The 22045-nt window shown below is 69.0% G+C and carries 25 protein-coding genes and 1 other annotated feature; of the genes, 16 read left to right on the forward strand and 9 right to left on the reverse strand.

The genetic code is table 11. From position 1 onward, the window contains the following. The first annotated feature begins 46 nt into the window (after positions 1-46). The 4 genes from sufC to ACQBAU_RS06805 are packed head-to-tail and all read left to right on the forward strand — an operon-like array spanning position 47 to position 3013. Entirely contained in the window at positions 47-832 is a 786-nt protein-coding gene (sufC, locus tag ACQBAU_RS06790) for a Fe-S cluster assembly ATPase SufC (RefSeq protein ID WP_434549516.1), read from the forward strand. Continuing rightward, entirely contained in the window at positions 832-2124 is a 1293-nt protein-coding gene (locus ACQBAU_RS06795; protein WP_465254731.1) for an aminotransferase class V-fold PLP-dependent enzyme, read from the forward strand. The genes sufC and ACQBAU_RS06795 overlap by 1 nt, the downstream gene beginning before the upstream one ends. Beyond that, positions 2121-2621 (forward strand): Fe-S cluster assembly sulfur transfer protein SufU, encoded by a 501-nt coding sequence (sufU, locus tag ACQBAU_RS06800; RefSeq protein ID WP_434549518.1) that lies wholly within the window; start codon positions 2121-2123, stop codon positions 2619-2621. The genes ACQBAU_RS06795 and sufU overlap by 4 nt, the downstream gene beginning before the upstream one ends. After that, positions 2618-3013: a metal-sulfur cluster assembly factor gene (locus tag ACQBAU_RS06805; RefSeq protein WP_434549519.1), complete on the forward strand. Its 396-nt coding sequence runs from the start codon at positions 2618-2620 to the stop codon at positions 3011-3013. Before sufU ends, ACQBAU_RS06805 begins: the two co-directional genes overlap by 4 nt. 102 nt (positions 3014-3115) lie before the next feature. On the opposite strand, the gene ACQBAU_RS06810 is transcribed toward ACQBAU_RS06805, so the two are convergent. Beyond that, the gene (locus ACQBAU_RS06810; RefSeq protein ID WP_434549520.1) at positions 3116-3451 is read right to left on the reverse strand and encodes an ArsR/SmtB family transcription factor; all 336 of its coding nucleotides are present in this window, start codon (positions 3449-3451) and stop codon (positions 3116-3118) included. A gap of 53 nt (positions 3452-3504) precedes the next feature. Here ACQBAU_RS06810 and ACQBAU_RS06815 point away from each other — a divergent pair, with 53 nt between their 5' ends. From ACQBAU_RS06815 to ACQBAU_RS06845, 7 genes are all read left to right on the forward strand, one after another. After that, on the forward strand, positions 3505-5103 hold the full coding sequence (locus ACQBAU_RS06815) for an ABC transporter substrate-binding protein (protein WP_465254730.1): 1599 nt from the start codon (positions 3505-3507) through the stop codon (positions 5101-5103). Positions 5104-5156: 53 nt separating this feature from the next. Continuing rightward, positions 5157-6140, forward strand: coding sequence for an ABC transporter permease (locus tag ACQBAU_RS06820; RefSeq protein ID WP_465259470.1), 984 nt, complete (start codon positions 5157-5159; stop codon positions 6138-6140). Then, positions 6137-7003, forward strand: coding sequence for an ABC transporter permease (locus ACQBAU_RS06825; RefSeq protein ID WP_465254728.1), 867 nt, complete (start codon positions 6137-6139; stop codon positions 7001-7003). The genes ACQBAU_RS06820 and ACQBAU_RS06825 overlap by 4 nt, the downstream gene beginning before the upstream one ends. Before the next feature lie 6 nt (positions 7004-7009). Then, positions 7010-7777, forward strand: a complete 768-nt coding sequence (locus tag ACQBAU_RS06830; protein ID WP_465254727.1) for an ATP-binding cassette domain-containing protein — start codon at positions 7010-7012, stop codon at positions 7775-7777. 4 nt (positions 7778-7781) lie between these two features. Continuing rightward, a complete protein-coding gene (locus ACQBAU_RS06835; protein WP_465254726.1) occupies positions 7782-8438 on the forward strand; it encodes an ABC transporter ATP-binding protein in 657 nt (218 codons plus the stop codon). 118 nt (positions 8439-8556) lie between these two features. Beyond that, on the forward strand, positions 8557-10155 hold the full coding sequence (locus tag ACQBAU_RS06840) for an ABC-F family ATP-binding cassette domain-containing protein (RefSeq protein WP_465254725.1): 1599 nt from the start codon (positions 8557-8559) through the stop codon (positions 10153-10155). A gap of 273 nt (positions 10156-10428) precedes the next feature. Next, the gene (locus ACQBAU_RS06845) at positions 10429-11001 is read left to right on the forward strand and encodes a helix-turn-helix domain-containing protein (RefSeq protein ID WP_465259498.1); all 573 of its coding nucleotides are present in this window, start codon (positions 10429-10431) and stop codon (positions 10999-11001) included. A 79-nt stretch (positions 11002-11080) separates the two neighbouring features. Here the strand turns inward: ACQBAU_RS06845 and ACQBAU_RS06850 are convergent, their stop codons facing one another. From ACQBAU_RS06850 to ACQBAU_RS06865, 4 genes are all read right to left on the reverse strand, one after another. Continuing rightward, positions 11081-11893 (reverse strand): putative RNA methyltransferase, encoded by an 813-nt coding sequence (locus tag ACQBAU_RS06850; RefSeq protein WP_465254723.1) that lies wholly within the window; start codon positions 11891-11893, stop codon positions 11081-11083. Further along, positions 11883-12641 (reverse strand): SURF1 family cytochrome oxidase biogenesis protein, encoded by a 759-nt coding sequence (locus ACQBAU_RS06855; RefSeq protein WP_465254722.1) that lies wholly within the window; start codon positions 12639-12641, stop codon positions 11883-11885. The genes ACQBAU_RS06850 and ACQBAU_RS06855 overlap by 11 nt, the downstream gene beginning before the upstream one ends. 58 nt (positions 12642-12699) lie before the next feature. Continuing rightward, positions 12700-13008 (reverse strand): DUF6457 domain-containing protein, encoded by a 309-nt coding sequence (locus tag ACQBAU_RS06860; RefSeq protein WP_465254721.1) that lies wholly within the window; start codon positions 13006-13008, stop codon positions 12700-12702. Positions 13009-13246: 238 nt separating this feature from the next. After that, positions 13247-14215: an HNH endonuclease signature motif containing protein gene (locus tag ACQBAU_RS06865; RefSeq protein WP_465259499.1), complete on the reverse strand. Its 969-nt coding sequence runs from the start codon at positions 14213-14215 to the stop codon at positions 13247-13249. Between ACQBAU_RS06865 and ACQBAU_RS06870 the strand changes: the two genes are divergently transcribed. Next, positions 14214-15499, forward strand: a protein-coding gene (locus tag ACQBAU_RS06870; protein ID WP_465259471.1) for an IS3 family transposase whose coding sequence is annotated in 2 segments (ribosomal slippage) — positions 14214-14487 and positions 14487-15499 — 1287 coding nt in all. Because the reading frame shifts where the segments join, the coding sequence is not laid out codon by codon here. The two genes, ACQBAU_RS06865 and ACQBAU_RS06870, sit on opposite strands and share 2 nt — an antisense overlap. Next, positions 14483-14617 (forward strand) — a sequence feature (AL1L pseudoknot). (Overlaps the previous gene by 135 nt.) Here ACQBAU_RS06870 and ACQBAU_RS06875 read toward each other — a convergent pair. After that, positions 15474-16094 (reverse strand): hypothetical protein, encoded by a 621-nt coding sequence (locus ACQBAU_RS06875; RefSeq protein ID WP_465259472.1) that lies wholly within the window; start codon positions 16092-16094, stop codon positions 15474-15476. The genes ACQBAU_RS06870 and ACQBAU_RS06875 overlap by 26 nt on opposite strands. 291 nt (positions 16095-16385) lie before the next feature. On the opposite strand from ACQBAU_RS06875, the gene moaA reads away from it, so the two are divergent. Then, positions 16386-17420 (forward strand): GTP 3',8-cyclase MoaA, encoded by a 1035-nt coding sequence (gene moaA / locus ACQBAU_RS06880; RefSeq protein WP_465255738.1) that lies wholly within the window; start codon positions 16386-16388, stop codon positions 17418-17420. 140 nt (positions 17421-17560) lie between these two features. Further along, positions 17561-18235, forward strand: a complete 675-nt coding sequence (locus tag ACQBAU_RS06885) for a hypothetical protein (protein WP_465255739.1) — start codon at positions 17561-17563, stop codon at positions 18233-18235. 16 nt (positions 18236-18251) lie between these two features. Here the strand turns inward: ACQBAU_RS06885 and ACQBAU_RS06890 are convergent, their stop codons facing one another. Continuing rightward, positions 18252-18629: a DUF3099 domain-containing protein gene (locus tag ACQBAU_RS06890; protein WP_465255740.1), complete on the reverse strand. Its 378-nt coding sequence runs from the start codon at positions 18627-18629 to the stop codon at positions 18252-18254. Positions 18630-18670: 41 nt separating this feature from the next. Here ACQBAU_RS06890 and ACQBAU_RS06895 point away from each other — a divergent pair, with 41 nt between their 5' ends. After that, positions 18671-19402: a beta-ketoacyl-ACP reductase gene (locus ACQBAU_RS06895; RefSeq protein ID WP_434551646.1), complete on the forward strand. Its 732-nt coding sequence runs from the start codon at positions 18671-18673 to the stop codon at positions 19400-19402. A 31-nt stretch (positions 19403-19433) separates the two neighbouring features. Next, positions 19434-20204: an enoyl-ACP reductase FabI gene (fabI, locus tag ACQBAU_RS06900; protein WP_434551647.1), complete on the forward strand. Its 771-nt coding sequence runs from the start codon at positions 19434-19436 to the stop codon at positions 20202-20204. Between the two features lie 38 nt (positions 20205-20242). Here the strand turns inward: fabI and ACQBAU_RS06905 are convergent, their stop codons facing one another. Continuing rightward, a complete protein-coding gene (locus ACQBAU_RS06905; protein WP_465255741.1) occupies positions 20243-21031 on the reverse strand; it encodes an alpha/beta hydrolase in 789 nt (262 codons plus the stop codon). A gap of 2 nt (positions 21032-21033) precedes the next feature. Continuing rightward, a complete protein-coding gene (locus ACQBAU_RS06910; RefSeq protein WP_434551649.1) occupies positions 21034-21996 on the reverse strand; it encodes a PASTA domain-containing protein in 963 nt (320 codons plus the stop codon). Positions 21997-22045 lie beyond the last annotated feature (49 nt).

Genomic DNA, 22045 nt, shown 5'->3' on the forward strand with positions numbered 1-22045 from the left:
CCCTGAACCACAGCTGATCACCACATCCGAGGAGCAACCACAGACCATGGCCACGTTGGACATCAAGAACCTGCACGTGTCGGTCGAGACCGAAGCCGGCCCGAAGCCGATCCTGCACGGGGTCGACCTGACCGTCAGCGACGGTGAGGTGCACGCCATCATGGGCCCCAACGGCTCCGGCAAGTCCACTCTCGCCTATGCCGTCGCCGGCCACCCCAAGTACACGATCACCGACGGCTCGGTGACCCTCGACGGCGTGGACATCTTGTCGATGACCGTCGACGAGCGCGCCCGCGCCGGCCTGTTTTTGGCCATGCAGTACCCGGTCGAGGTGCCCGGGGTCTCGGTCGCGAACTTCCTGCGTACCGCCAAGACCGCGATCGATGGTGAGGCACCGAAGCTGCGGACCTGGGTCAAGGACGTCAACCAGGCGATGGGCCAGGTCAACCTGGACGCAAGCTTCGGCCAGCGCAACGTCAACGAAGGCTTCTCCGGCGGTGAGAAGAAGCGGCATGAGATCGTCCAGCTGGAGCTGCTCAACCCGGCCTTCGCGATCCTGGACGAGACCGACTCCGGGCTCGACATCGACGCCCTGCGCATCGTCTCCGACGGCGTCAACCGGTTCAGCGGTCAGGGTGACCGCGGTGTCCTGTTGATCACCCACTACACGCGCATCCTGCGCTACATCAAGCCCGACAAGGTCCACGTGTTCGTCGGTGGCCGGGTGGCCGAGTCCGGTGGTGCCGAGCTGGCCGACCGCCTCGAGGCCGAGGGCTACGACCGTTACCTGAAGGCGGGGGAGGTGTCGGCCCCGGCCGGCGCCGGCAACTGATGCCAGACACGACCGACCTCGACCCGCGGACGGGCACCACCGGCTTCGACGTCGCTGCGGTACGTGGCCACTTCCCCATCCTGGCAAGGGAGGTGGGCGGCAAGCCGCTGGTGTACCTCGACAGTGGGAACACCTCGCAGAAGCCGCAGGTGGTGATCGACGCGATCACCGAGCACTACGCACGGCACAACGCCAACGTGGCGCGTGCGATGCACACCCTCGGCGCCGAGGCCACCGCCGCGTACGAGGGCGGTCGGACCCGGATCGCGCAGTTCATCGGCGCGAACCGGCCCGAGGAGGTCGTGTTCACCAAGAACGCGTCCGAGGCGCTCAACCTGGCCGCGCACACACTGGGTGCCGGGCTGGGCCCCGGTGACGAAGTGGTCGTCACGGTGATGGAGCACCACTCCAACATCGTGCCGTGGCAGCTGTTGTGTGAGCGGACCGGTGCCACCCTGCGCTGGTTCGACATCACCGACGAGGGCCGCCTCGACCTGGCCGCCGCACAGGCCGAGGGTCTGATCAACGAGCGCACCAGGATCGTCTCGCTGACCTGGGTGTCGAACGTGCTGGGCACCGTCAACCCGGTCGACACGGTCGCGGAGTGGGCGCACGCCGTCGGCGCGAAGGTCGTGGTGGACGCTTCCCAGGGCGTGCCGCAGCTGCCCACCGACGTGGTCGCACTGGGGGCCGACCTGCTGGCGTTCACCGGCCACAAGATGGTCGGGCCGACCGGTGTCGGGGTGCTGTGGGGACGCCACGACCTGCTCGCCGAGCTGCCTCCGTTCCTCGGCGGCGGCGAGATGATCGAGGTCGTCACGATGGCGGGGTCGACGTACGCGCCGCCGCCGCACCGCTTCGAGGCCGGCACCCCGCCGATCGCCCAGGGGGCGGTGCTCGGGGTCGCCGCCGACTACCTGTCGAAGGTCGGCATGGCCGAGATCGCCGCCCACGAACGACAGTTGACCGGCTACGCCCTGCGCGAGCTGCAGCAACTGCCGGGGCTGCGCATCCTCGGCCCGACCGAGGTGGACGAGCACGGCGCGGTCGCCCGCGGTGGGGCGATCTCGTTCGACATCGACGGCATCCACCCGCACGACGTGTCGCAGTTGCTGGACAGCCGCGGCATCGCGGTCCGCGGCGGTCACCACTGTGCGCGGCCGTTGCACGAACGACTGGGGATCCAGTCCAGTACGCGGATCTCGAGCTACCTGTACACCACGACCGAGGAGATCGACGCCGCCGTGGCAGCGTTGGCGTGGACGATCGACTTCTTCACAAGGAAACGATGAACGTCGAAGACCTGTACCAAGACATCATCCTCGACCACTACCGGGCCCGCCACAACAGTGGCCTGCGCGAGCCGTACGAGGCCGAGGTGCACCACGTGAACCCCAGCTGTGGCGACGAGATCACGTTGCGGGTGCACGTCGACGGTGACGGCGTGGCGGACGTGTCCTACGAGGCCGTCGGCTGCTCCATCTCGCAGGCCTCCACCTCGGTGATGACCGAGTTGGTGATCGGCCACGGGATCGGCAACGCGATGGACCTGCGCCGCGAGTTCACCGAGATGATGCACGGCCAGGGCCAGGTGGAGCCCGACGAGGACCGTCTCGAGGACGGCATCGCCTTCGCCGGCGTCGCCAAGTTCCCGGCCCGGGTGAAGTGCGCACTGCTCGGCTGGTCCGCGCTCGCCGACGCGCTCAGCCGGGCCGGTGTGGCCGACGTCGCCCCCGACCTGCCAGATCCGGAACTGAACATCATCTCGACCCAGGAGGGTGCACGATGACCGAGCAGCGACCATCAGACCTGGTCCGCGACGACCTGCCCGAGACCCCGGCCGAGGGTGCCGCGTCCGGTGGCGTCGCGACCCGGCCCAGCGAGGAGGACGTCACCGAGGCGATGAAGGACGTCGTCGATCCCGAACTGGGCATCAACGTCGTCGACCTCGGCCTGGTCTACGGACTCCACATCGAGGACGACAACTCGGTGACCATCGACATGACGTTGACCTCGGCGGCCTGTCCGCTGACCGACGTGATCGAGGACCAGACCTACACCGCCCTGGACGGCCTGGTGACCAACGCGACGATCAACTGGGTCTGGATGCCGCCGTGGGGGATCGAGAAGATCACCGACGACGGCCGCGAGCAGCTGCGCGCCCTCGGCTTCAACGTCTGAGTCCCACGCCGACCTCACGTCGGTCGACGCCACTTCAGGTGGGGGATGAGCACCTCACCAACGGTCTGCTCGGTCCCGACCCGCGGTTCAGTGCGGTGGGGTTCAGTGCGGTGGGTGCAGGTCCGAGTGGGGTGCGCCGAGCTGGTGCAGGATCTCGTGCAGTTCCGGATCCGCCAGTGACCAGTGGTGGTGGCGGCCGTTGCGCTGGTAGTCCACCAGCTCGGCATCGCGCAGCCGGTGCAGTGTCTTCGTCGTCGTGTTGGGCGTGAGCCTCGTCGCTGCGGCAAGCTCGGCGACCGTGCTGCCGGGTGCCGCATGGATGGCGTACAGCAGCTGAAGCCGCACCGGATGGGCGATGTGGGGCAACAACTTCTCGGCATGGCCGGACACCGCGGTGACGGCGGCCTCGGCGACGTCGCGGTGGTTGCGGTGCGCCACGTTGCTCCCTCTAACATGTGACAGGTACGGCACATGTTAGCCGGGGAAGCCTGATGAGACGACGAACCTTCACTGCGGCCGTCGCAGCACTTCCGGTGTTGCCGACGCTGGTCGGTTGTCGTTCGGCGCCCGGGCCGGCCGACGACGGTGCGATGCCCACCACGATCCGGCTCGTCGACGGGATCGAGCCCGACAGCCTCTCACCCCTGGCGGCGATGTACGGCCTGTCGACGAAGTTCCACGACGGACTGCTGCGGCTGACCGGGGCCGGCGGGGTCGAGCCCGAACTGGCCACCGCACTCCCGACCCGTGACGAGTCCGGCACCAGCTGGACCGTCACCGTCGCAGCCGACCGCCCGTACGCCGACGGCACGGTCGTCACGGCCGAGGACGTGGCGGCGACCTATCGGGCGATCCTGGATCCCGCCGTCGGGTCGCCACTGGCCACCCAGTTCGCGATGCTCCGCGAGGTGGTCACCGACGGGGAGCAGGTCGAGTTCCGGTTGGCGGAGCCGTACGCGGGCTTCGATCGACTGCTGACGGTGGGGATCGCTCCGGCCGCCGTGGTCGGCGAGCCCCTGGAGACCTCGCCGCTGACCCGGAGTCCTATGGGCGCCGGGCCGTACCAGCTCGAGCAATGGCGGCCCGGGGAGTCGATGGTGCTGACCGCCAATCCGCACCATCCGGCGAAGCCGTACGTCGACCGGATCGTGATCAGTTTCGTCGCCGACCAGAACGCCATCCTGCAACGCGCCGCGGCAGGCTCGATCGACGGTGCCCAACTGGCCCCGGTGCTGGCGCGCACCTTCGAGCGGCGGGAGGGTTGGCAGGTGTGGGCGAATCCGTCCGCCGACTTCCGCGCGATCACCTTCCCACGCAACGATCCCGCGTACGCCGACCCCCGGGTCCGCCGGGCGCTCAATCTGGGGGTCGACCGGCAGCGGATGGTCGACGGCATCCTGTTCGGACACGGATCTCCTGCCCACACACCGTTCTCGGCCGACCAGGGCGACGTCTTCGACGCGGGTTCGGTGTTCGACCACGATCCCGATCAGGCCGGCCGACTGCTCACCGAGGCGGGCTGGATCCCTGCCGGGGAAGGGATCCGGCGCAAGGGCGGGGTGGAGCTCGGTCTGACGGTGATGTACTTCGCCAACGACGTGCTGCGGCGCGACCTGGCCGTGGCGTTCGCCGCTGACCTGGCCGACATCGGCGTCCGGGTCGACGTCGAGGCGGTGACGCGATCCGCGGTGAAGCAGCGGATTCCCGACGACGGGTTGGTGTTCGGAGGTGGCGACATGCCCTACCACCCCGACCAGCACGTGTCGGCGCTGTTGGACGGTCGGTACGCCACGTTCGATCCGGGTGCGCCGTACCGAAACCCCTCCGGCTACGCCAACGCCGAGGTCGACGAGCTGTTGCGGGAGGGCCGTACCGCCACCGACGCCGACTCCCGCACCGGGGCGTACCGACGACTGCAGCAGGTGTACGTCACCGACCCGGCCATGGTGACGCTGGTGACCTTGCGCCACACGTACGTGATCCGTGACGCCGAAGCCTGGAACGGCCTGGAGCCGGTGCTGGAACCCCACGAGCACGGCGTCGCATGGGGTCCGTGGTGGAACGTGGAGCGATGGCGACCGAAACCGTGACGCACACCGCCACGTCACCTCGTGCGGCGAGGCCGAGAAGCGGTTCCCAGCCCTTGGCCGGGTCACGTGGGGTGGGGGCGATCATCGGCCGCCGGGTGGTCGGCGGAGCCATCACCCTGCTGGCTGTCACCGCACTGGTGTTCCTGCTGGCGTCGGCGGCCCCGTTCGACCCGGTCAGCGCCTATCTCGGTGCGGCCGACGAATGGGCCGACGCCGCCACCCGGGACCGGATCCACACCCTGCTCGGCGTGGACCGACCGTGGTGGCAGCACTGGTGGGCGTGGCTGTCCGCAACCCCCGGCGGCGACCTCGGCTGGTCCGCGGTGTACCGACAACCCGTCACCGATGTACTGGCGGCCCGGTTGCCGTGGACCGTACTGCTCGGCGCATCGTCGCTGGTGCTCGCGGTGGTCGTCGCGTCCGGACTGGCCGTGGTCGCGGTGCGTCGGCCGTACGGGATCGTCGACCGCGCCGTGACGACACTGGCGACCGTGTTGGCCGGCACACCCGCGTTCCTGGTCGCGTTGGGGCTGATCGCCGTGGTCGCGGTGGGGTGGCGGGCACTGCCGGCCGGTGGGCTCGTCGAGCCGGGGGAGGCGCTCACGGCCGGTCAGGTGCTGCGGCACCTGCTGCTGCCGTCGATCGCGCTCGCCGTGTCGCTGCTGCCGTGGTTGGTGCTCCACCTGCGGGAGTCGCTGGTCGTCGGGTATGCCTCGGCGGCGGTGTCGGGGGCACGTGCTCGCGGCGTGTCCGAACGGGTCGTGCTGACCGTGCACGTGCTGCCGACGGCGGTGATGCCGATGGTGACCGTCGTCGCAGCCCGACTGCCGGAGTTGATCACCGGAGCGGTGCTGGTGGAGGCCGTCTTCGGCTGGCCCGGTGTCGGACAGGCGCTGGTTGCTGCTGCCACGGCGGTGGACTACCCGATGCTGGCCACGATCACCGTGGTCGCCGGCCTCGTCGTGATCGGTGGCAACCTGGCGGCCGACCTGACCCAGTGGCGATTGGATCCCCGTACCAGAAGGGCGATCCGATGAGTGAGACGCCGACGCTGCGGTGGCGCCCGGCGCCGTTGCGGCCCGGGATGCCCAGGCGGGTGCACCGCGGTCCCTGGCCACGTCGGGTGGCGGTCGTGGTGTTGGTCTCGGTCATCATGTTCGCCCTCTGCTGGCCGCTGTGGCAGCCGTACGATCCGTTGGCCGTGGACTACACGGCGGCTTCGTTGCCGCCAGGACCCGGTGGACTGTTCGGCACGGACGCGGCGGGTCGTTCCTTGGCGGCCGGGGTTGCAGCCGGGCTACGGCTGTCCTTGCTGGTGGCCGCCGCGGCTGCCCTGTTGGCTGCGGTTGCCGGCATCCTGGCGGGGGTGGCGGCTGGTTGGCTCGGCGGGGGCGTGGACGTCGTGATCATGCGCCTCGTGGACGGGGTCAACACGATCCCGCACCTGTTGCTGGGGATCGTCCTGGTCGTCTTCTTCCGAGGCAGCCTGCCGGCGATGATCATCGCGATCGCGTTGACGCACTGGATGCAGGTCGCCCGCATCATCCGTTCGGTGGTGCTGCCGTTGCGTGACGCCGAACACGTCCAGGCCGCGGCGGTCCTCGGGTATCGGCGGTGGGACCTGCTGCGATGGCACCTGCTGCCGGCGATTGCGCCGCAGGCCGGAATCTGCTTGGCCCTGCTGCTGCCACACGCGGTGTGGCACGAGGCGACGTTGTCCTTCCTCGGCGTCGGACTGCAACCCCACCAGGCGTCGTTGGGAGTGTTGCTCAACACCGGCCAGCAGGCGATATTCACCGGAGCGTGGTGGCAACTGACGTTCCCGGCGGCAGTGCTGGTGATCGTCACCGTCGCGATCAGCGTGACCCTGCGCAGCCGACACACCACCACGGAGCTCTGAGAGGTGATGGCCCTGCTGACGATCGAGGCGTTCGGGGTACGGCTGCCGAATCCGTACCGTGCCGGTCAGTGGGTTGATGCCGTCGACCGGGTCGACCTCCGGGTCGAGGCGGGCTCGGTACTGGTGATCATCGGCGAGGCAGGTGCCGGGAAGTCACTGCTGATGACGGCGCTGGTCGGGCTGCTCCCTGCCGGTGCTCAGGTGCGTGGTTCGATCACGTGGGCCGACCCGGCCGGCGAGCCCGTCGACCTGGGACGAGTGTCGGACCACGCATGGCGTGCCATCCGTGGGCGCCGGATCGGGTGGTGGTCGCAGCAGGCCATGTTCACCGCCACGCGGACGATTCGCTCCCAGCTGGTGGAGGCGGCGCCGCGTGCCGACCCCGACGACCTGGCCGGCCGGTGTCGCGTCCCGACACCGTTGCTGGACCGCCGGTCGGACGAACTGTCCGGCGGCGAACTGCGCCGCGTCGCCGCGATGGCCGCCCTGCTGCACGAGCCGCCCTTGCTGCTGGCTGACGAGCCGACCGCCGGTCTCGGCGACGAGGACGCCGCCGCGGTCACCGAGGTCATCACGGCTCGACGCAGGGAGGGCGCGACGACCGTGGTCGTGACCCATGACCTCGACCTCGCCGAGGCCGTCGCCGACACGGTCGCGGTGATGCGGCACGGGCGGGTCCTGGAGACCGGGTCGGCCGGACCGGCTGGCCTGACGCATCCGTACAGTCGGGCGTTGGTGGCTGCCCGGGCAGCCATCGGACAACGGGTCCGGTGACGCGATGCTTCGTCTCGATGATGTCGCCGTACGGCTCGGCGACACCCGGATCGGACCGGTGTCGCTGTCGGTCGAGGCCGGCGGCGTCGTCGGGCTGACCGGTCCGTCCGGGGTGGGCAAGTCCACCGTCGCGCGGATCGCCGCCGGGGTCCTGGCGCCGGACTCGGGCAGACGACTGCTCGACGGTGTGCTCACCAGCCGTTGGGGATGGGCGGCCCCGGCCGGTGATCGACGGCGGGTCCAACTCGTCTCCCAGCACCCGCATCGGGAGGTCGATCCGCGGCACACCCTGGCCGAGGCATTGACGCTTCCCGCACGGCTGCACGGCTTCCCGGCCGGTGACCCGCTGGACTGGGCTGACCGCTGCCACGTCGATCGGACCCTGTTGACGCGTCGTCCGGCCGAGGTGTCGGGTGGCCAGCTGCAACGGGTGGTGCTCGCCCGGGCCCTGTCGGTGGGACCGGACGTCCTGATCGCCGACGAGGTGACCACGGCCCAGGACGCGATCACCACACTGCTGATCATGGACCTGCTCCGTGAGACTGCCCGGGACGGAGTCGCGGTGCTGGTGATCTCACACGACCTGCCGCTGGTGGCGCGGCTGGCGGCCACACAGGTGGAGTTGGCCCGTCCCGGGTCGGGGCGGGTCGAATCGGGGTGAGGCTCGCCGCTGACTGCTCCTCGGCCAGGAACTGATTTGGTCCGGGCTTGCCCGCTCGGGGACACTGGAAGGGTTTGGGTCCCCGAGGGTCGGGCCCCATGGGTGAGGGGTGTCGTACATGATCGTGGCCAAGGACCTGGAGGTCCGGGCCGGGGCTCGGCTGCTGCTGGAGAAGGCGTCGTTCCAGGTCGCCGCCGGCGACAAGATCGGACTGGTCGGACGCAACGGTGCAGGCAAGACGACCCTCACCCGCATCCTCGCCGGCGAGGGGCTCCCGGCCGGCGGAGCAGTCACCCGGACCGGCGACCTGGGCTACCTGCCGCAGGACCCTCGGACGGGTGACCTCGACATGCTGGCCCGTGACCGGATCCTGTCCGCCAGAGGCCTCGACGCCGCGCTCCGCCGGATGCAGCAGGCCGAGCAGGACATGGGCGACGACGACCCGGCCGTCCGGGAACGGGCGATGGCCCGCTACACCCGCGCCGAGGCCGAGCTGACCGCCGGTGGCGGCTATGCCGCCGAGGCCGAAGCTGCACGGATCGCCAGCAACCTCGGCCTGCCGGACCGCGTGCTCGGCCAACCATTGCACACCCTGTCCGGTGGTCAACGCCGCCGGGTCGAGCTGTCGCGGATCCTGTTCTCCGGTGCCGAGACGTTGCTGCTCGACGAGCCGACGAACCACCTCGACGCCGACTCGATCCTGTGGTTGCGCGGCTTCCTGCAGGGTCACAGCGGTGGTTTGATCATCATCAGCCACGACACCGGACTGTTGGCCGCGACCGTGACCAAGGTCTTCCACCTCGACGCGAACCGTGCCGAGCTCGACCAGTACGCGATGGACTGGAAGCGGTACCTGACGCAGCGGGAGACCGACGAGAAGCGGCGGAAGCGGGAGCGGGTCAACGCCGAACGGAAGGCCGATCAGTTGCTCACGCAGGCGGCGAAGATGGGCGCGAAGGCCACCAAGGCGGTCGCCGCGCAGAACATGGCTCGGCGTGCCGAGAAGCTGCTTGCCGGGATCGAGGGTGAACGGGCGTCGGACAAGGTGGCCAAGATCAGGTTTCCCGAGCCGGCGCCCTGCGGCAAGACGCCCCTGCGTGCCCAGGACCTGTCGAAGGTGTACGGCTCGCTGGAGGTGTTCACCGGGGTCGACCTGGCCATCGACCGGGGGAGCCAGGTCGTGATCCTCGGGCTCAACGGCGCGGGCAAGACCACGCTGCTGCGGATCCTTGGCGGGTTGGAGACCCCCGACACCGGTGAGGTGCTGCCGGGCCATGGGTTGAAGATCGGCTACTACGCCCAGGAACACGACACCTTGGACCTGACTCGTTCCGTCCTGGACAACATGAAGTCGGCTTCGCCGAACCTGAACGACACCGAGGTACGCAAGGTGCTCGGCTCGTTCCTGTTCACCGGCGACGACGTGGAGAAGCCGGCCCGGGTGCTGTCGGGCGGCGAGAAGACCCGGTTGGCGCTGGCGATGTTGGTGGTCTCGAGTGCGAACGTACTGCTGCTCGACGAGCCCACCAACAACCTGGATCCTGCTTCACGTGAGGAAGTGTTGAACGCCATTCGTACCTACGCCGGGGCGGTCGTGCTCGTCACCCACGACGAAGGTGCGGTCGATGCGCTGGATCCCGATCGGGTGTTGGTGCTGCCCGACGGTGTCGAGGACCTGTGGTCCCCCGAGTACGCGGAGTTGATCTCGCTCGCCTGAGCCGTTCAGGGGGGCCATGATCAGCCGTGGTCCGAGCCGAACGGCGGCTGGATTCCGTGTTCGGTGCAGGGTGTTCTGGACACGAAAGATCAACTTTTTCGGCCTGTGCGGTTGCCAAGTGATCACCTGCGAGTCGATCATGGGAGGAAGATTGCTGGTCGGAACTCCCGGCCGGCGCACTCACAGGTCACCCTGTGGGGCAGACCGCGAGGAGGCAAGATGGCGACCGCAGTGTCGAAGGGTGCCCGGATCACGGGCGCCGACCGGACGAAGATGACCAAGGACTTCGCCCGTCGCTACAAGAGTGGCGAGAGCATTCGATCGATCATGGAGGACTCCGGACGTTCGTACGGATCCATCCACAAGGCACTGCAGGACGCTGGTGTCCCGATGCGGACCCGGGGCGGTGCCACGCGGGGGAGCGCGGCCACGAAGTCGACGGCGAAGAAGGCGACGGCGAAGAAGGCGACGGCGAAGAAGGTCCCGGCGAAGTCGGCAGCCAAGAAGACCACGGCCACGAAGTCGACGGCGAAGAAGGTGCCGGCGAAGAAGGCGCCAGCCAAGAAGGCGCCGGCGAAGTCGGCAGCCAAGAAGACCACGGCCACGAAGTCGACCGCCAGGAAGACGACGGCCAGGAAGGCGCCGGCGAAGTCGGCAGCCAAGAAGACCACGGCCACGAAGGCCACTGCGGCGAAGTCGACGGCGAAGAAGGCGCCCGCGAAGAAGGCGCCCGCGAAGACGGCAACGACCAAGGCGGCCGCGAAGCGGACGTCCGGCACCACCAAGAAGGCACCGGCCAGGAAGACACCGGCGAGGCGGACGGCCGCCAAGAAGTCTGCCAAGTGATCATGTGAGGTCGAGCCCGTGACCGGGTGGGGACGCCGACGTTCCCACCCGTCGGGCTCGGCCCGACGCAGGCGGTGGCTCAGCCTCGGGTCTGAACGCGCAGGCCCAGGACGGTCAACGACACCGTGAACAGCGATGGCAGCGGCGCGGTGGACCGGGTTGTCGGGTGGTGTGCACTGGGGCCCATCCCGATCACGTCAGCCACGGCAGCGGCGTCGGCTGCTGCCTCCGTATGGAACTGCTCGCGCCAGCGTGGCACCAACCGGCGTGGACCGGTCATGGCGGTCAACTGCTCCTGGAGCCGTTCCTCCTTGGCCGGTTCCACACCGATGGTGAGTCCGGCGGACACGAGCTCGTGCAGGTGGTCCGCCCCGGGGATCACCATGATCAACTCGCCGCCGGGCCGCAACACCCGGGCGTACTCGTCGAAGTTGCGGGGAGCGAAGACGCACCACACGGTGTCGATCACGCCGGAGTCGACGGGTAGCGGTCCCCACAGGTCGCAGACCACCGCTCCCACCCGGGCGTCGACCCTGGCGGCCCGGCGTGCAGCCGCGACGGACAGGTCGAGCGCGAGCCCGCGCGAGGTGTCGGGAAGGCCGGCCAGGTACCAGCCCGGGCCGGCGCCCGCATCGAGCACCACCGCTCCGGACCGGGCGACGAGCAACTCCCGCACCGCGTCATGGTGTCCCCGTGACAGGTGTCCTTCGCGGGCGGTGATCATGTCGGCGGTGTCGGCATTCGCCCCGGCGGGCGTGCTGAGCAGGTTGACGTACCCCTGCTTGGCGATGTCGTAGCGGTGCGTGGTTCGGCAGCCCAGCACGCGATCGGTGACGGCCAACTCCGTACCGCAGCCGGGGCAGCGGAGCAGGTCGACCACGTCAGCCAGCACGGGAGTCCTGCTTGACCCGGCGGTCGCGCTGCTTGCGACGATCCTTCAGCTCGGTACGGATGAACACGATGATGCCGATCACGCCGACGAGGGTGAACAGGAACCACTGCACCGCGTACGACAGGTGCGGGCCCTCGTCCAGCTTGGCGCCCTCTGCCGGAGCCAGGGTCGAGTCCTGGGCCGGGTCACTTTCGAGCAGGTGCAGCCAACCACTGGCGACGGGCTCGCCGAGGGCCGCCCCGATCTTCTCGGAGTTGATCACCCGCACCTGGCCCTGATTGGGATCCTCGGCGCCGGGACCGCCCCGTTCGTCGAGCCGCACCATGCCGATGAGTTCGACCTGACCGGCCGGCGGTGGCGGTGCGGAGGTGGGCATCTGCTCCCCCGACGGAACGGGGGCGAAGCCACGGTTCACCAGCACCACGGTGCCGTCATCGGTCCGCAGTGGGGTGACGACCTCGTATCCACGGACATCACCGTTGTGGCGGAACCTGACCACGTACTGGTGCTCGGGGTCGTAGGTGCCCGAGATCCGGACTCGGTGCCACTCGTCCGCCTCGGTCAGCGGACGGGTGAAGTAGTCGTGCCAGTCGGCGACCGGGGCGGCCTCGGCAGCCACCACGGCCGCATTGCGCGCCTGCCGCTCGTCGAGCCTGCGCAGCTGCCACTGACCGAGGTTGACGAAGACCACGGCCAGCACACAGCCGAAGGCCACCAGGCTCAGGATTCGCACCAACACAGGACGCACCGAGCCAGCCTACGTGGGGTGCCCACCGGCGTCGGGCGTGGTGGGGCAGGGGTGTCGGTCAGCTGGTGGATGCGTCGGTGTTGCCGCCACTGAGGGGTGGCGCCGACGGATCGGGCGGGGTGGTCGGACTGCCGACCTCGTCGCGTACGGCGAGCGCTGTCGCCTTGGCGGCCGCAGACTCGAGGGTGCGGCCACGGCCGACGGCGACGCCGACCAGGAAGGTGGTGAGTGGGGCGGCAGGGCGTTGTACCGCGTGGGCGGCGTCGCGGGCCAGATCCAGCACGATGTGCATGGTGTCGGTGTCGAACTCGAGGTCGGTGATGTCGAGTTCCTCGGTGACGGACCGCACCCATTCGTCCAGAGTCATCGCTTCTCCCTCGTACGAGATGGTTCCTTTTGATCATTCCACGGGGGCCCTGCGGCGTTGCTCGGGGGCGGGGCAGGGGCGGATCACGGCGGATCGTGGTCCGGCAGGCATCGGGTTCATCCCGAAGACTTCCGTCGGTCGTCGCTGGCCGGTTCTGGGCAGGCCGGAGGCCCCGACACGCGGGGGTGTGTCGGGGTGACGACTGGTGGTGTCGGGGTGGTGGGCTGGCGGGGTCGGGTCAGGCGGCGTGGCGGATGCGGGTGTTGGTGATCGGGGTTTGGGTGGGGTCGATGTAGGCCGGTGGGGTCCATTCGGGGATGCCGTCGTTGTTGAGGTGGCAGGTCCAGGCGAGGCGTTCGAAGTTGTGGTGGTGGTAGCGACACAGCAGGGTCATGTTGTCCAGGTTGGTGGGGCCGCCGCGGTGCCAGGGGTGGATGTGGTGTCGTTCGCACCATTGGGGGGTGACGTGGCAGCCGGGGAACGAGCAGCCCTTGTCCCGGGCATACAGGGCATGGGTGAGGTGTTTCGACGCGATCCGCTGCGACCGGCCCAGGTGCAGCACTTGGCCTTCGCTGGTGAGCACGACGGGCAGGATGTCGGCCTGGGCGGCCATCTTGAGCAGCGTATCGGTGGCGATGGGGGTGCCGTCGGTGAAGGTGCCGTGACCGGTTTCGTCGAGCAGGTCTTGGTAGTTGATCGTGACGAACACCGTGGTCGGGGTGCCACCGAACTCGGGCAGCCCGGGACCACGGAGGATCCGGTCGAGCAGCATCTCGAGTGCGTCGTGGGTGCGTTGGGGCTGGTCGCGGACGTCGGGTCCGTCGGGCCCGTCCTGGGGCAGCGTGAGGGGGTCGAACACGGCATTCAGTTTCTGTGCCAGGGCGGGGGTGATCCGGCCCTCGATCCGCCACGACCCGTCGCGGGTTTCCCACCAGTTCAGGCCGCGGCGGCCTTCGTGGTCCCGGTCGTCGGGCAGGACCCCGTCGGGGTCGATCACGTCGACCAGTTTGTCGGCGAACACCTGGAACTGTCGCGGGGTCAGCACCGGCGCGTGACTGGCCAAATCTTGTTCGGCCCGCTCGACCTGTTCGGCGGTGGTGTGGGCGACCTTGCCGATCTTGCCGAGGGCGCGTAACGCGATCTGCGTGTGGGTGAAGCGCCCCAGGTTTGATGCCGCATCTTTGTGAGTTGGAAGGATGCAGTCCATGCCCAAGAAGATCGATGGCGAGCTCAAGGCTCGCGCTGTCCGGCTGGTCGCCGAGCACCAGCAGGAGTATCCGTCGCTGACCGCTGCCTGTGAGGCGGTGGCTCGGCAGCTCGGCATCGGCAAGGAGTCTGTTCGCCGTTGGGTGCGACAAGCTGAGGTCGACTCGGGTCTGCGGCCCGGTCTCACATCGACGGAAAACGAAGAGATCAAGAAGCTGAAGGCGGAGAACCGTCGGCTCCGTGAGGACGTGGCGATCCTACGCGCGGCCACGTCTTTCTTCGCGGGGGAGCTCGACCCCCGCAGCCGCTGATCATGGGATTCATCGACACCATGCGCGAGCAAGGCCATGCGGTCGAGTCGATCTGCCGGGTCCTGCGTGAGCAGGGCTGCCAGGTCGCCGCGCGGACCTACCGAGCCTGGAAACGCGCTCACCTGAGGATCGCTGCTCAGACGATCACTGACGCGATCGTCGAGGACAAGATTCGTGACCTGGCCTGGACCATCGATGAGCGCGACGGCCGACGCAAGCTGACTCCCGAGGGCCTCTACGGTCGGCGCAAGATGACCGCGCTGGTCCGCCGGCACCTGCCCGAGGCATCCCCGGGCAGCGTCGATCGGGCGATGAGAAGCCTTCAACTGAGCGGGATCCGCCGCAGCAAGAAGCTGCGCACCACGATCCCGGCCAAGAACGGTAATCGCGCCGGGGACCTGCTGGATCGCGACTTCACCGCCCCGGCCCCCAACCGGGTCTGGGTCGCCGACTTCACCTACTGCCGCACCTGGGCCGGCTGGGTCTATGTCGCCTTCATCGTCGATGTGTTCGCCCAGAAGATCGTGGCCTGGCACGCCGCGACCGTCCGCGACGTCGACCTGGTGATGACCCCGCTGCGGATCGCGTTGTGGCAGCGCGCGCGACGCACCGGCACCCCGATCACCCGCGAAGAGCTGATCTGTCACTCTGATGCCGGCCGACAGTACACCGCGATCCACTACACCGAGCACCTCGCGCTCGAGGGCATCCACCCCTCGATCGGGTCGGTCGGCGATGCCTACGACAACGCGCTGATGGAGACGATCATCGGCCTGTTCAAGACCGAGTGCATCCGCACCACGGTCTTCCACGACGGTCCCTACAAGACGATCGCCGACGTAGAGTACGCCACCGCCGGCTGGGTCGACTGGTACAACCAGCGGCGCCTGCACAGTAGCCTCGACTACATGACCCCGGCCGAGTTCGAGGCCGCCCACTACGCGACCCTCACCCGAGAGCCGCAACCCGTATGAGAGCGGCAGAGAACCTGGGGCGCTTCAGGGTGGGGGTGACCCGGCCGGTCGCGACCACCGCGGCCAGATACGGCCGCCGCGGCTCGACCGGCTCCCCAGTCATCGACACGCTCGGGCGGAGTTCTCGGGTGGTGGTGACCCGGCCGGCGGCCTCAGCGGTGCGGACCAACACCGTGCCGGCGAGGAGCTGGGTGGTCGTGGCGAACGCCTGCCGGTCCGCCAACCGGGTGATGGTGCTGGCGTGGACGAGCTGATGGTCGATCTGGACCATCCGGTTCCGGATCGATTCGAACCCCTTGATCACCCCCAACAGCTCGTCGGCGGCCAGCCCCGTCCACGCAGCCTCCGGCAGGCCGAGCAGCCCGACCAGCCCGGCCTCGAACACCGCCAACGCCGCCACCGGCCCCGACACACCGTCATCGGTGTCGGCAGGCAGCCCCGCAGTCGGGTCGGCTGCGGTGCCGGCTGTCACGTCGCGGTGCGGGGTGTCGCGGTCAGCGGGACCGTCCGGACCGAGTGCGTCCGGTGCCGGCTGGGGTGGCTCCAGCGGGTCGGGGCCGCTGCCGTCGGGCCGGTGGGGGGCGTCGTTGCTCATACCCCAATTCTAGATTCGTACACCTGTTCGATCAAGGGGTCGGGGGCAACTTTTTCGACGAGTTTTCCTTACAGGCAACAGATCCCGGCCGATCCGACCACCCAACCCGCACCTGCCCGTCCCATTCTCCCACCCACCACTGACACCCCATCCGAACGCGTGCGTGCCGACGCTGGACCCCGGCGAAGGGGGGGGCGTTCGACCCCGGCCACCGCTGACGGCCGCACGGCTCGAAACGCCGATCGGCTCCCTGGGCGAGGTGCCGGCGTACGGTCTCCGTAGACTCGATGGATGAGCACTCAGCCGACCACGATCTCTGCCGGGGCACCGGCCGGAGTACTGGCCGACGCCTACGGCCGGGTTGCAACCGACCTGCGGGTCTCGCTGACCGACCGCTGCAACCTGCGGTGCACCTACTGCATGCCTGCCGAGGGAGTGCCGTGGCTGCCGGGTGACGAGATCCTCACCAACGAGGAACTGTTGCGCCTGATCGGACTGGGGGTCTCCAGGCTCGGCATCACCACCGTCCGGCTCACCGGTGGGGAACCGTTGCTGCGCAGGGATCTCGTCCAACTGGTCGCCGCCATCGGGGCGCTGGGGCCGAAGCCGCAGCTGGCCCTCACCACCAACGGCATCGGCCTGGCCAATCGTGCCGAAGCCCTGGTCGACGCCGGCCTCGACCGCATCAACATCTCGCTCGACACCCTTGACCCCGAGACCTTCGCCACCCTCTCCCGCCGACGTCGGCTGCCCGATGTGCTGGCCGGGGTCCGGGCCGCCCGAGAGGCCGGACTGGACCCGGTCAAGATCAACACCGTCCTGTTGCGTGGGGTCAACGACCACGAGGCTCCCGACCTGCTGCGTTGGGCGATGGCCGAGGGAGTCCATCTCCGCTTCATCGAGCAGATGCCGCTGGACGCCCAGCACCAGTGGCAGCGCGACGAGATGGTGACGGCCGTCGAGATCATGGAACGCCTCAGCGAGGTGGGACCGTTGACCCCGGAGCGGTCCGCCGACCGGGGGAGCGCGCCGGCCGAGCGGTTCGTGGTCGGTGGCACCGGCTACCGCGTCGGTGTGATCGCTGCGGTGACGAGGCCGTTCTGTGGAGCCTGCGACCGGGTCCGCCTGACCGCTGACGGCCAGATCCGCAACTGCCTGTTCTCCCGCACCGAGTCGGACCTGCGGACCGCGATGCGGGCCGGCGCCTCCGACGACGAGTTGGCGGCACAATGGATCCGGGCCGTCGCAGCGAAACTGCCCGGCCACGGGATCGACGACCCGACCTTCCTGCAGCCCGATCGCCCGATGTCGGCCATCGGCGGTTGATCCACGTCGAGATCGAAACCGATCAGAACCTGGTCCACCAGCCCACGACCGAGCTGGACACACCCTTGATGATGCGATCCGACTGATGGATCACGCCCCGGGCAGCCACCCCGACTGATCGACCGATCCAGGAGGAACTGATGGACCAGGTCTTGTACCTCGCCTTCGCCGTTGCCCATGCGGGGTTGCTGATCGGAGGTGTCGCGCTGACGGTCCGGCGCGGCCGACCGACGGCCTCGCACCTCTACCTGTTGGTGCTGTTGGGGTTGCTGTACGACAACGCGGTGATCGGTGCCGGAGCGATGATCGGCGACGGGCCGCTGCTCCTCGGGTTGAGTGTGCCGCGCTACTGGCTGCACGCCTTCCTCACCCCGCTGCTGGTACCGGTTGCGTGGCACGTGATCGTACGGACGGGTGCCCGTTGGGCGTCGTCGACGATCGCCCGGGTCGTGACGGGCCTGGTGACGGTTGCCCTGGTCGGCTACGAGGTCGTGGTCGGGGCGATCGGGATGCACCTGGTGCCGCAGTGGGAGTTCGGTGTGCTGCGGTACACCAACGAGAACACACCCCCCGGGCCACCCCTGATGGTGCTGGTGGTCGCTGCGGCCCTCCTCGTCGCCGGGATCGTGGCGCTGAAGCGTGACCGGTGGCCGTGGCTGTTGGTCGGCACCGTCGTGATGGTGATCGGCAGTGCGGTGCCCATCCCCGTACCCAGCGGAGCGGCCACCAACACCTTCGAGCTGATCCTGTTGATTACCGTCCTGGCGACGGTTGTCCACCAGGATCGTTGTGAGCGCGCCGCTCCCCGTCGGTGATCGAGCGGCCCCTGCGTCAACTGGTATGCGGTGCCGGGTCGTCCTGCGGGGTCGACCGACTGACGTGCGAGGGGGGTTCCGAGGTCTCGTCCAGCTCACCGGGCACCACGTCGTACGACCCGTCCGACAGTTGGGGTCGGTCCGATCCTTCGTCCTGTGCCTGGCTGGAGGCAATCTTGCGCCGATTGGGCTGGTTGGCGACCAGCACGGCGATACCGGGCAGGATGGCCGCGGCCGCGATCACGACCCACTTCGGCCAGCCCGGGATCAGGAATGCGGTCATGATGCACACCACCCGGATGCCCATCATGATCAGATATCGCTTGGTGCGCTTGCTCGCGTCCCGGGATGCGGCGTCGGGTGCGTCGGTGATCGACGTCCGAGGCTCGGCCATCCCCCAACACTACGCTGCCCGGGCGCGATAGCGTGACGCAGATGAACGACGAACAGACGGAGAACGCTCCGGGCCGCGTGGTCCTGGTCACCGGTGGCAACCGGGGGATCGGACGCGTCATCGCAGCCTCGATGGCGGCCCGCGGCTTCCGCGTGGCGGCGACGTACCGCAGTGGCGAGGTGCCCGACGGGGTGCTCGGGGTGCAGTGCGACATCACCGATGCGGAGCAGGTCGAGCGTGCCTTCGTCGAGGTGGAGGAGAACCTCGGCCCGGTCGAAGTGGTCGTCGCGAACGCCGGCATCACCAAGGACACGCTCATCCTGCGGATGAGTGACGAGGACTTCGAGTCGGTACTGCAGACCAACCTCACCGGGGCGTTCCGACTGGCGAAACGGGCCGTACGACCCATGGTGCGGGCCCGCTGGGGCCGGTTGATCTTCATCTCCTCGGTGGTCGGCCTGCTCGGCTCGGCCGGTCAGGTGAACTACGCCGCCGCCAAGTCCGGACTGGTCGGGATGGCTCGGTCACTCACCCGCGAGGTCGGCTCCCGCAACATCACCGCCAACGTGGTGGCACCGGGCTTCATCGAGACCGACATGACCGCCGAACTCTCCGACGACCTGGTCGCGAAGTACAAGTCACAGATTCCGCTGGGCCGGATGGGCAGCAGCGAGGACGTGGCCGCGGCCGTCGCCTTCCTGGCCGGTGACGAGGCCGGCTACATCAGCGGCGCCGTGATCCCGGTCGACGGTGGCCTGGGCATGGGACACTGACACCCTCTGACGAGCAAGGGAGAAACTGATCATGGGAATTCTTGAGGGCAAGAACGTGCTCGTCACCGGCGTCACGATGAACACCTCCATCGCCTACTCGGTGGCGCGGATCGCTGCTGAGCAAGGGGCGACGGTCATCGTGTCCAACTTCGGTCGCGCGATGAGCCTGTCCAACCGGGTGATCCAGAAGCTCGAGCCGGTGCCGCCGCTGATCGAGCTGGACGTGACCGACGATGATCACCTGGCCGCCCTGCCGGACAAGATCCGTGAGCACGTCGACCACCTCGACGGTGTCGTCCACTCGATCGCGTACGCCAACCCGGAGACCGCCTTCGCCGACGGGTTCTTGACCACCCCATGGTCGGACGTGTCGCAGGCGCTGCAGGTGTCGGCGTATTCGCTGGCGACCTTGACCACCGCGTGCAAGCCACTGTTCGGCGACTCCGCATCCGTTGTGGGGTTGGACTTCGACAACTCGGTGTCGTGGCCGGTGTACGGCTGGATGGGGGTCTCGAAGTCCACCCTGCAGAGCGTGTCGCGCTATCTCGCCCGGTACCTCGGTGCCGACGGGGTCCGGGTCAACCTGGTCGCGGCCGGACCGCTGGACACCTTGGCCAAGCGGGCCATCCCCGGCGGTGAGCAGTTCAACCAGGTGTGGGACGAGCGCGCCCCCCTGGGCTGGGACAGCAAGGACTACGATTCGGCGGCGAAGGCCGTGGTGGCGCTGCTCAGCGACTGGTTCCCGCGGACCACCGGCGAGATCGTGCACGTCGACGGGGGGATGCACTCCACCGGCGCGTGAGCCGTACCCGCAGGAGTTTGGCCCCGTACGGCCGTGGCTCAGCCTGCGGTGGTCCGCCGGATCCAGTCCTCGGCCAGTCGGGTCCACTGTCGCACCGTCGGGTCGAACGGTGCCAGCGCGAGCCCGTGCCGCCCCTCCGGGAACACGTGCAACTCGAACGGCACCTCGTGGCGATGCAGCGCATCGGCGTAGTCGAGGGAGTGGCTGACCCGGACACCCGGATCAGCGGCGGTGTGCCACAGGAACGTGGGCGGCGTCCCGGGGTGCACCCGGTCGGACAGGTTGAGCAACTCGGGCAGACCGGCGGCGGGCGGGCTGCCCACCAGGCGGTCGGTGGAGCCGCGGTTGGGCTCGCGCAGCATCGACAACACCGGATAGCACAGCAGCGCGAAGTTCGGGATCGCATCACCCACCCCGCCCACCTCGCCCACCCCTCCCACCTCGGCAAGGTCGCCGGGGATGTCGGTGTCGTCGAGCAACAGGTCGGCGTGGCAGAGACTGGCGGCGAGGTGTCCACCGGCGGAGAACCCGATGACGCCCACCTGATCAGGGATGACGTCGAGTCCGTGGTCACCGGTACGGATGTGGCGCATCGCCTCGACCGCCGACAGCAACGGCTTGGGGTGCAACGGTGCTCCGGGGTCGGGCTGGACCGGGTAGCGCAGGACGAAGGCGTGGAGTCCGGCGCCGGCGAGCCAGTGCCCGACATTCTCGGTCTCGGGGGCGCCGTAGTTGCCGTAGCCACCGCCGGGGAGCACCAGGACTGCCGGGGCGGGCGCGACGTCGACCGACGAAACGGCCTGCGGGATGACGGTCAACCCGTCCATGATCAACTCCTGAGGTGCGGCAGCGGTTCCTCGCCGGCCTTGGCGAAGTGGATCAGCACCGTGCTGTCGAAGGGTACGCGAGTGCCGCCGGCCGGCTCCTGGGCGACCACCGTCCAACCACCCTCCAGTCGTGGCACGCGCTGTCGCGGTGGCGGGTGCACCCCGTCGGCGGCGTCGACCTGCAGGGAGTAGGCCCCCAAGGTGCCCCGGGCCTCCTTCAGCGTGCTGCCGACGACCTGCGGCACGAATGCGTGGAGCGTCGGAAACCCGGCCAGTTTCAGTGAGGCGAGTTCCCGCAACAGTGCGGTCAGCGTTTCGGCCCGCTCGTTGGTGAGGGTGCTGTGGCCCTGCTCCGCCAGCACGAGCTGCTGGCTGCCGAACTGCTCGGCGATCGAGGTGAGGCCCGACACGACCAACTGGGGCAGGCCGTCCAACGGCTGACGGGAGAACCCGGCGACGGTCATCGCCGACAACAGCCGAGCCATGTCGCGGACGAACGGGGCGGCCTGGTGCACCAGCCTGATGCCGTCGCCGACGTCGTCGCCGCGCGGTGGCCGTACGCCCCGCAACCGTGCCACCGCAGCGAAGTAGTCGTGCTGGACCGCCGCGGACCGCAACGGTGTCTCGGTCAGGTCGGCCAGACTGTCGAGGCGTCTCCGAGCGGCGCCACAGGTGTGCTCCTGCCAGGTCGACTGCTCGCCGCCGGCGTCGGTGCCGCGTGGTGCCAGCATGTACTGGCTGGCCGCGATCGACCGCCACAGCGGGGACAACTGGTCGGCGGCCTCCAGCACGGGGTCCAGCCACAACAGCATCCGCGCGGTGAGTTCGCCGGGGGCGGCCACGCCGTCGTCCCGGGTGGCCTGGTGGACCGCCTCCCCGGTGGCGGTGATCAGTTCGGCCATCTCGGCCGGCGATTGCATCAGCGATTCGACCGGATCCGGAATGCCCCCCGACTGCTGACTCATGATCACCAGCGTAGTGGCGCCCGGATCGGTCCGGCCGGGGCCGGGCGGG

The sequence above is a fragment of the Carbonicoccus niuqiaonis genome (assembly GCF_050157065.1).
Taxonomy (GTDB): Bacteria; Actinomycetota; Actinomycetes; order Propionibacteriales; family Propionibacteriaceae; genus Avipropionibacterium.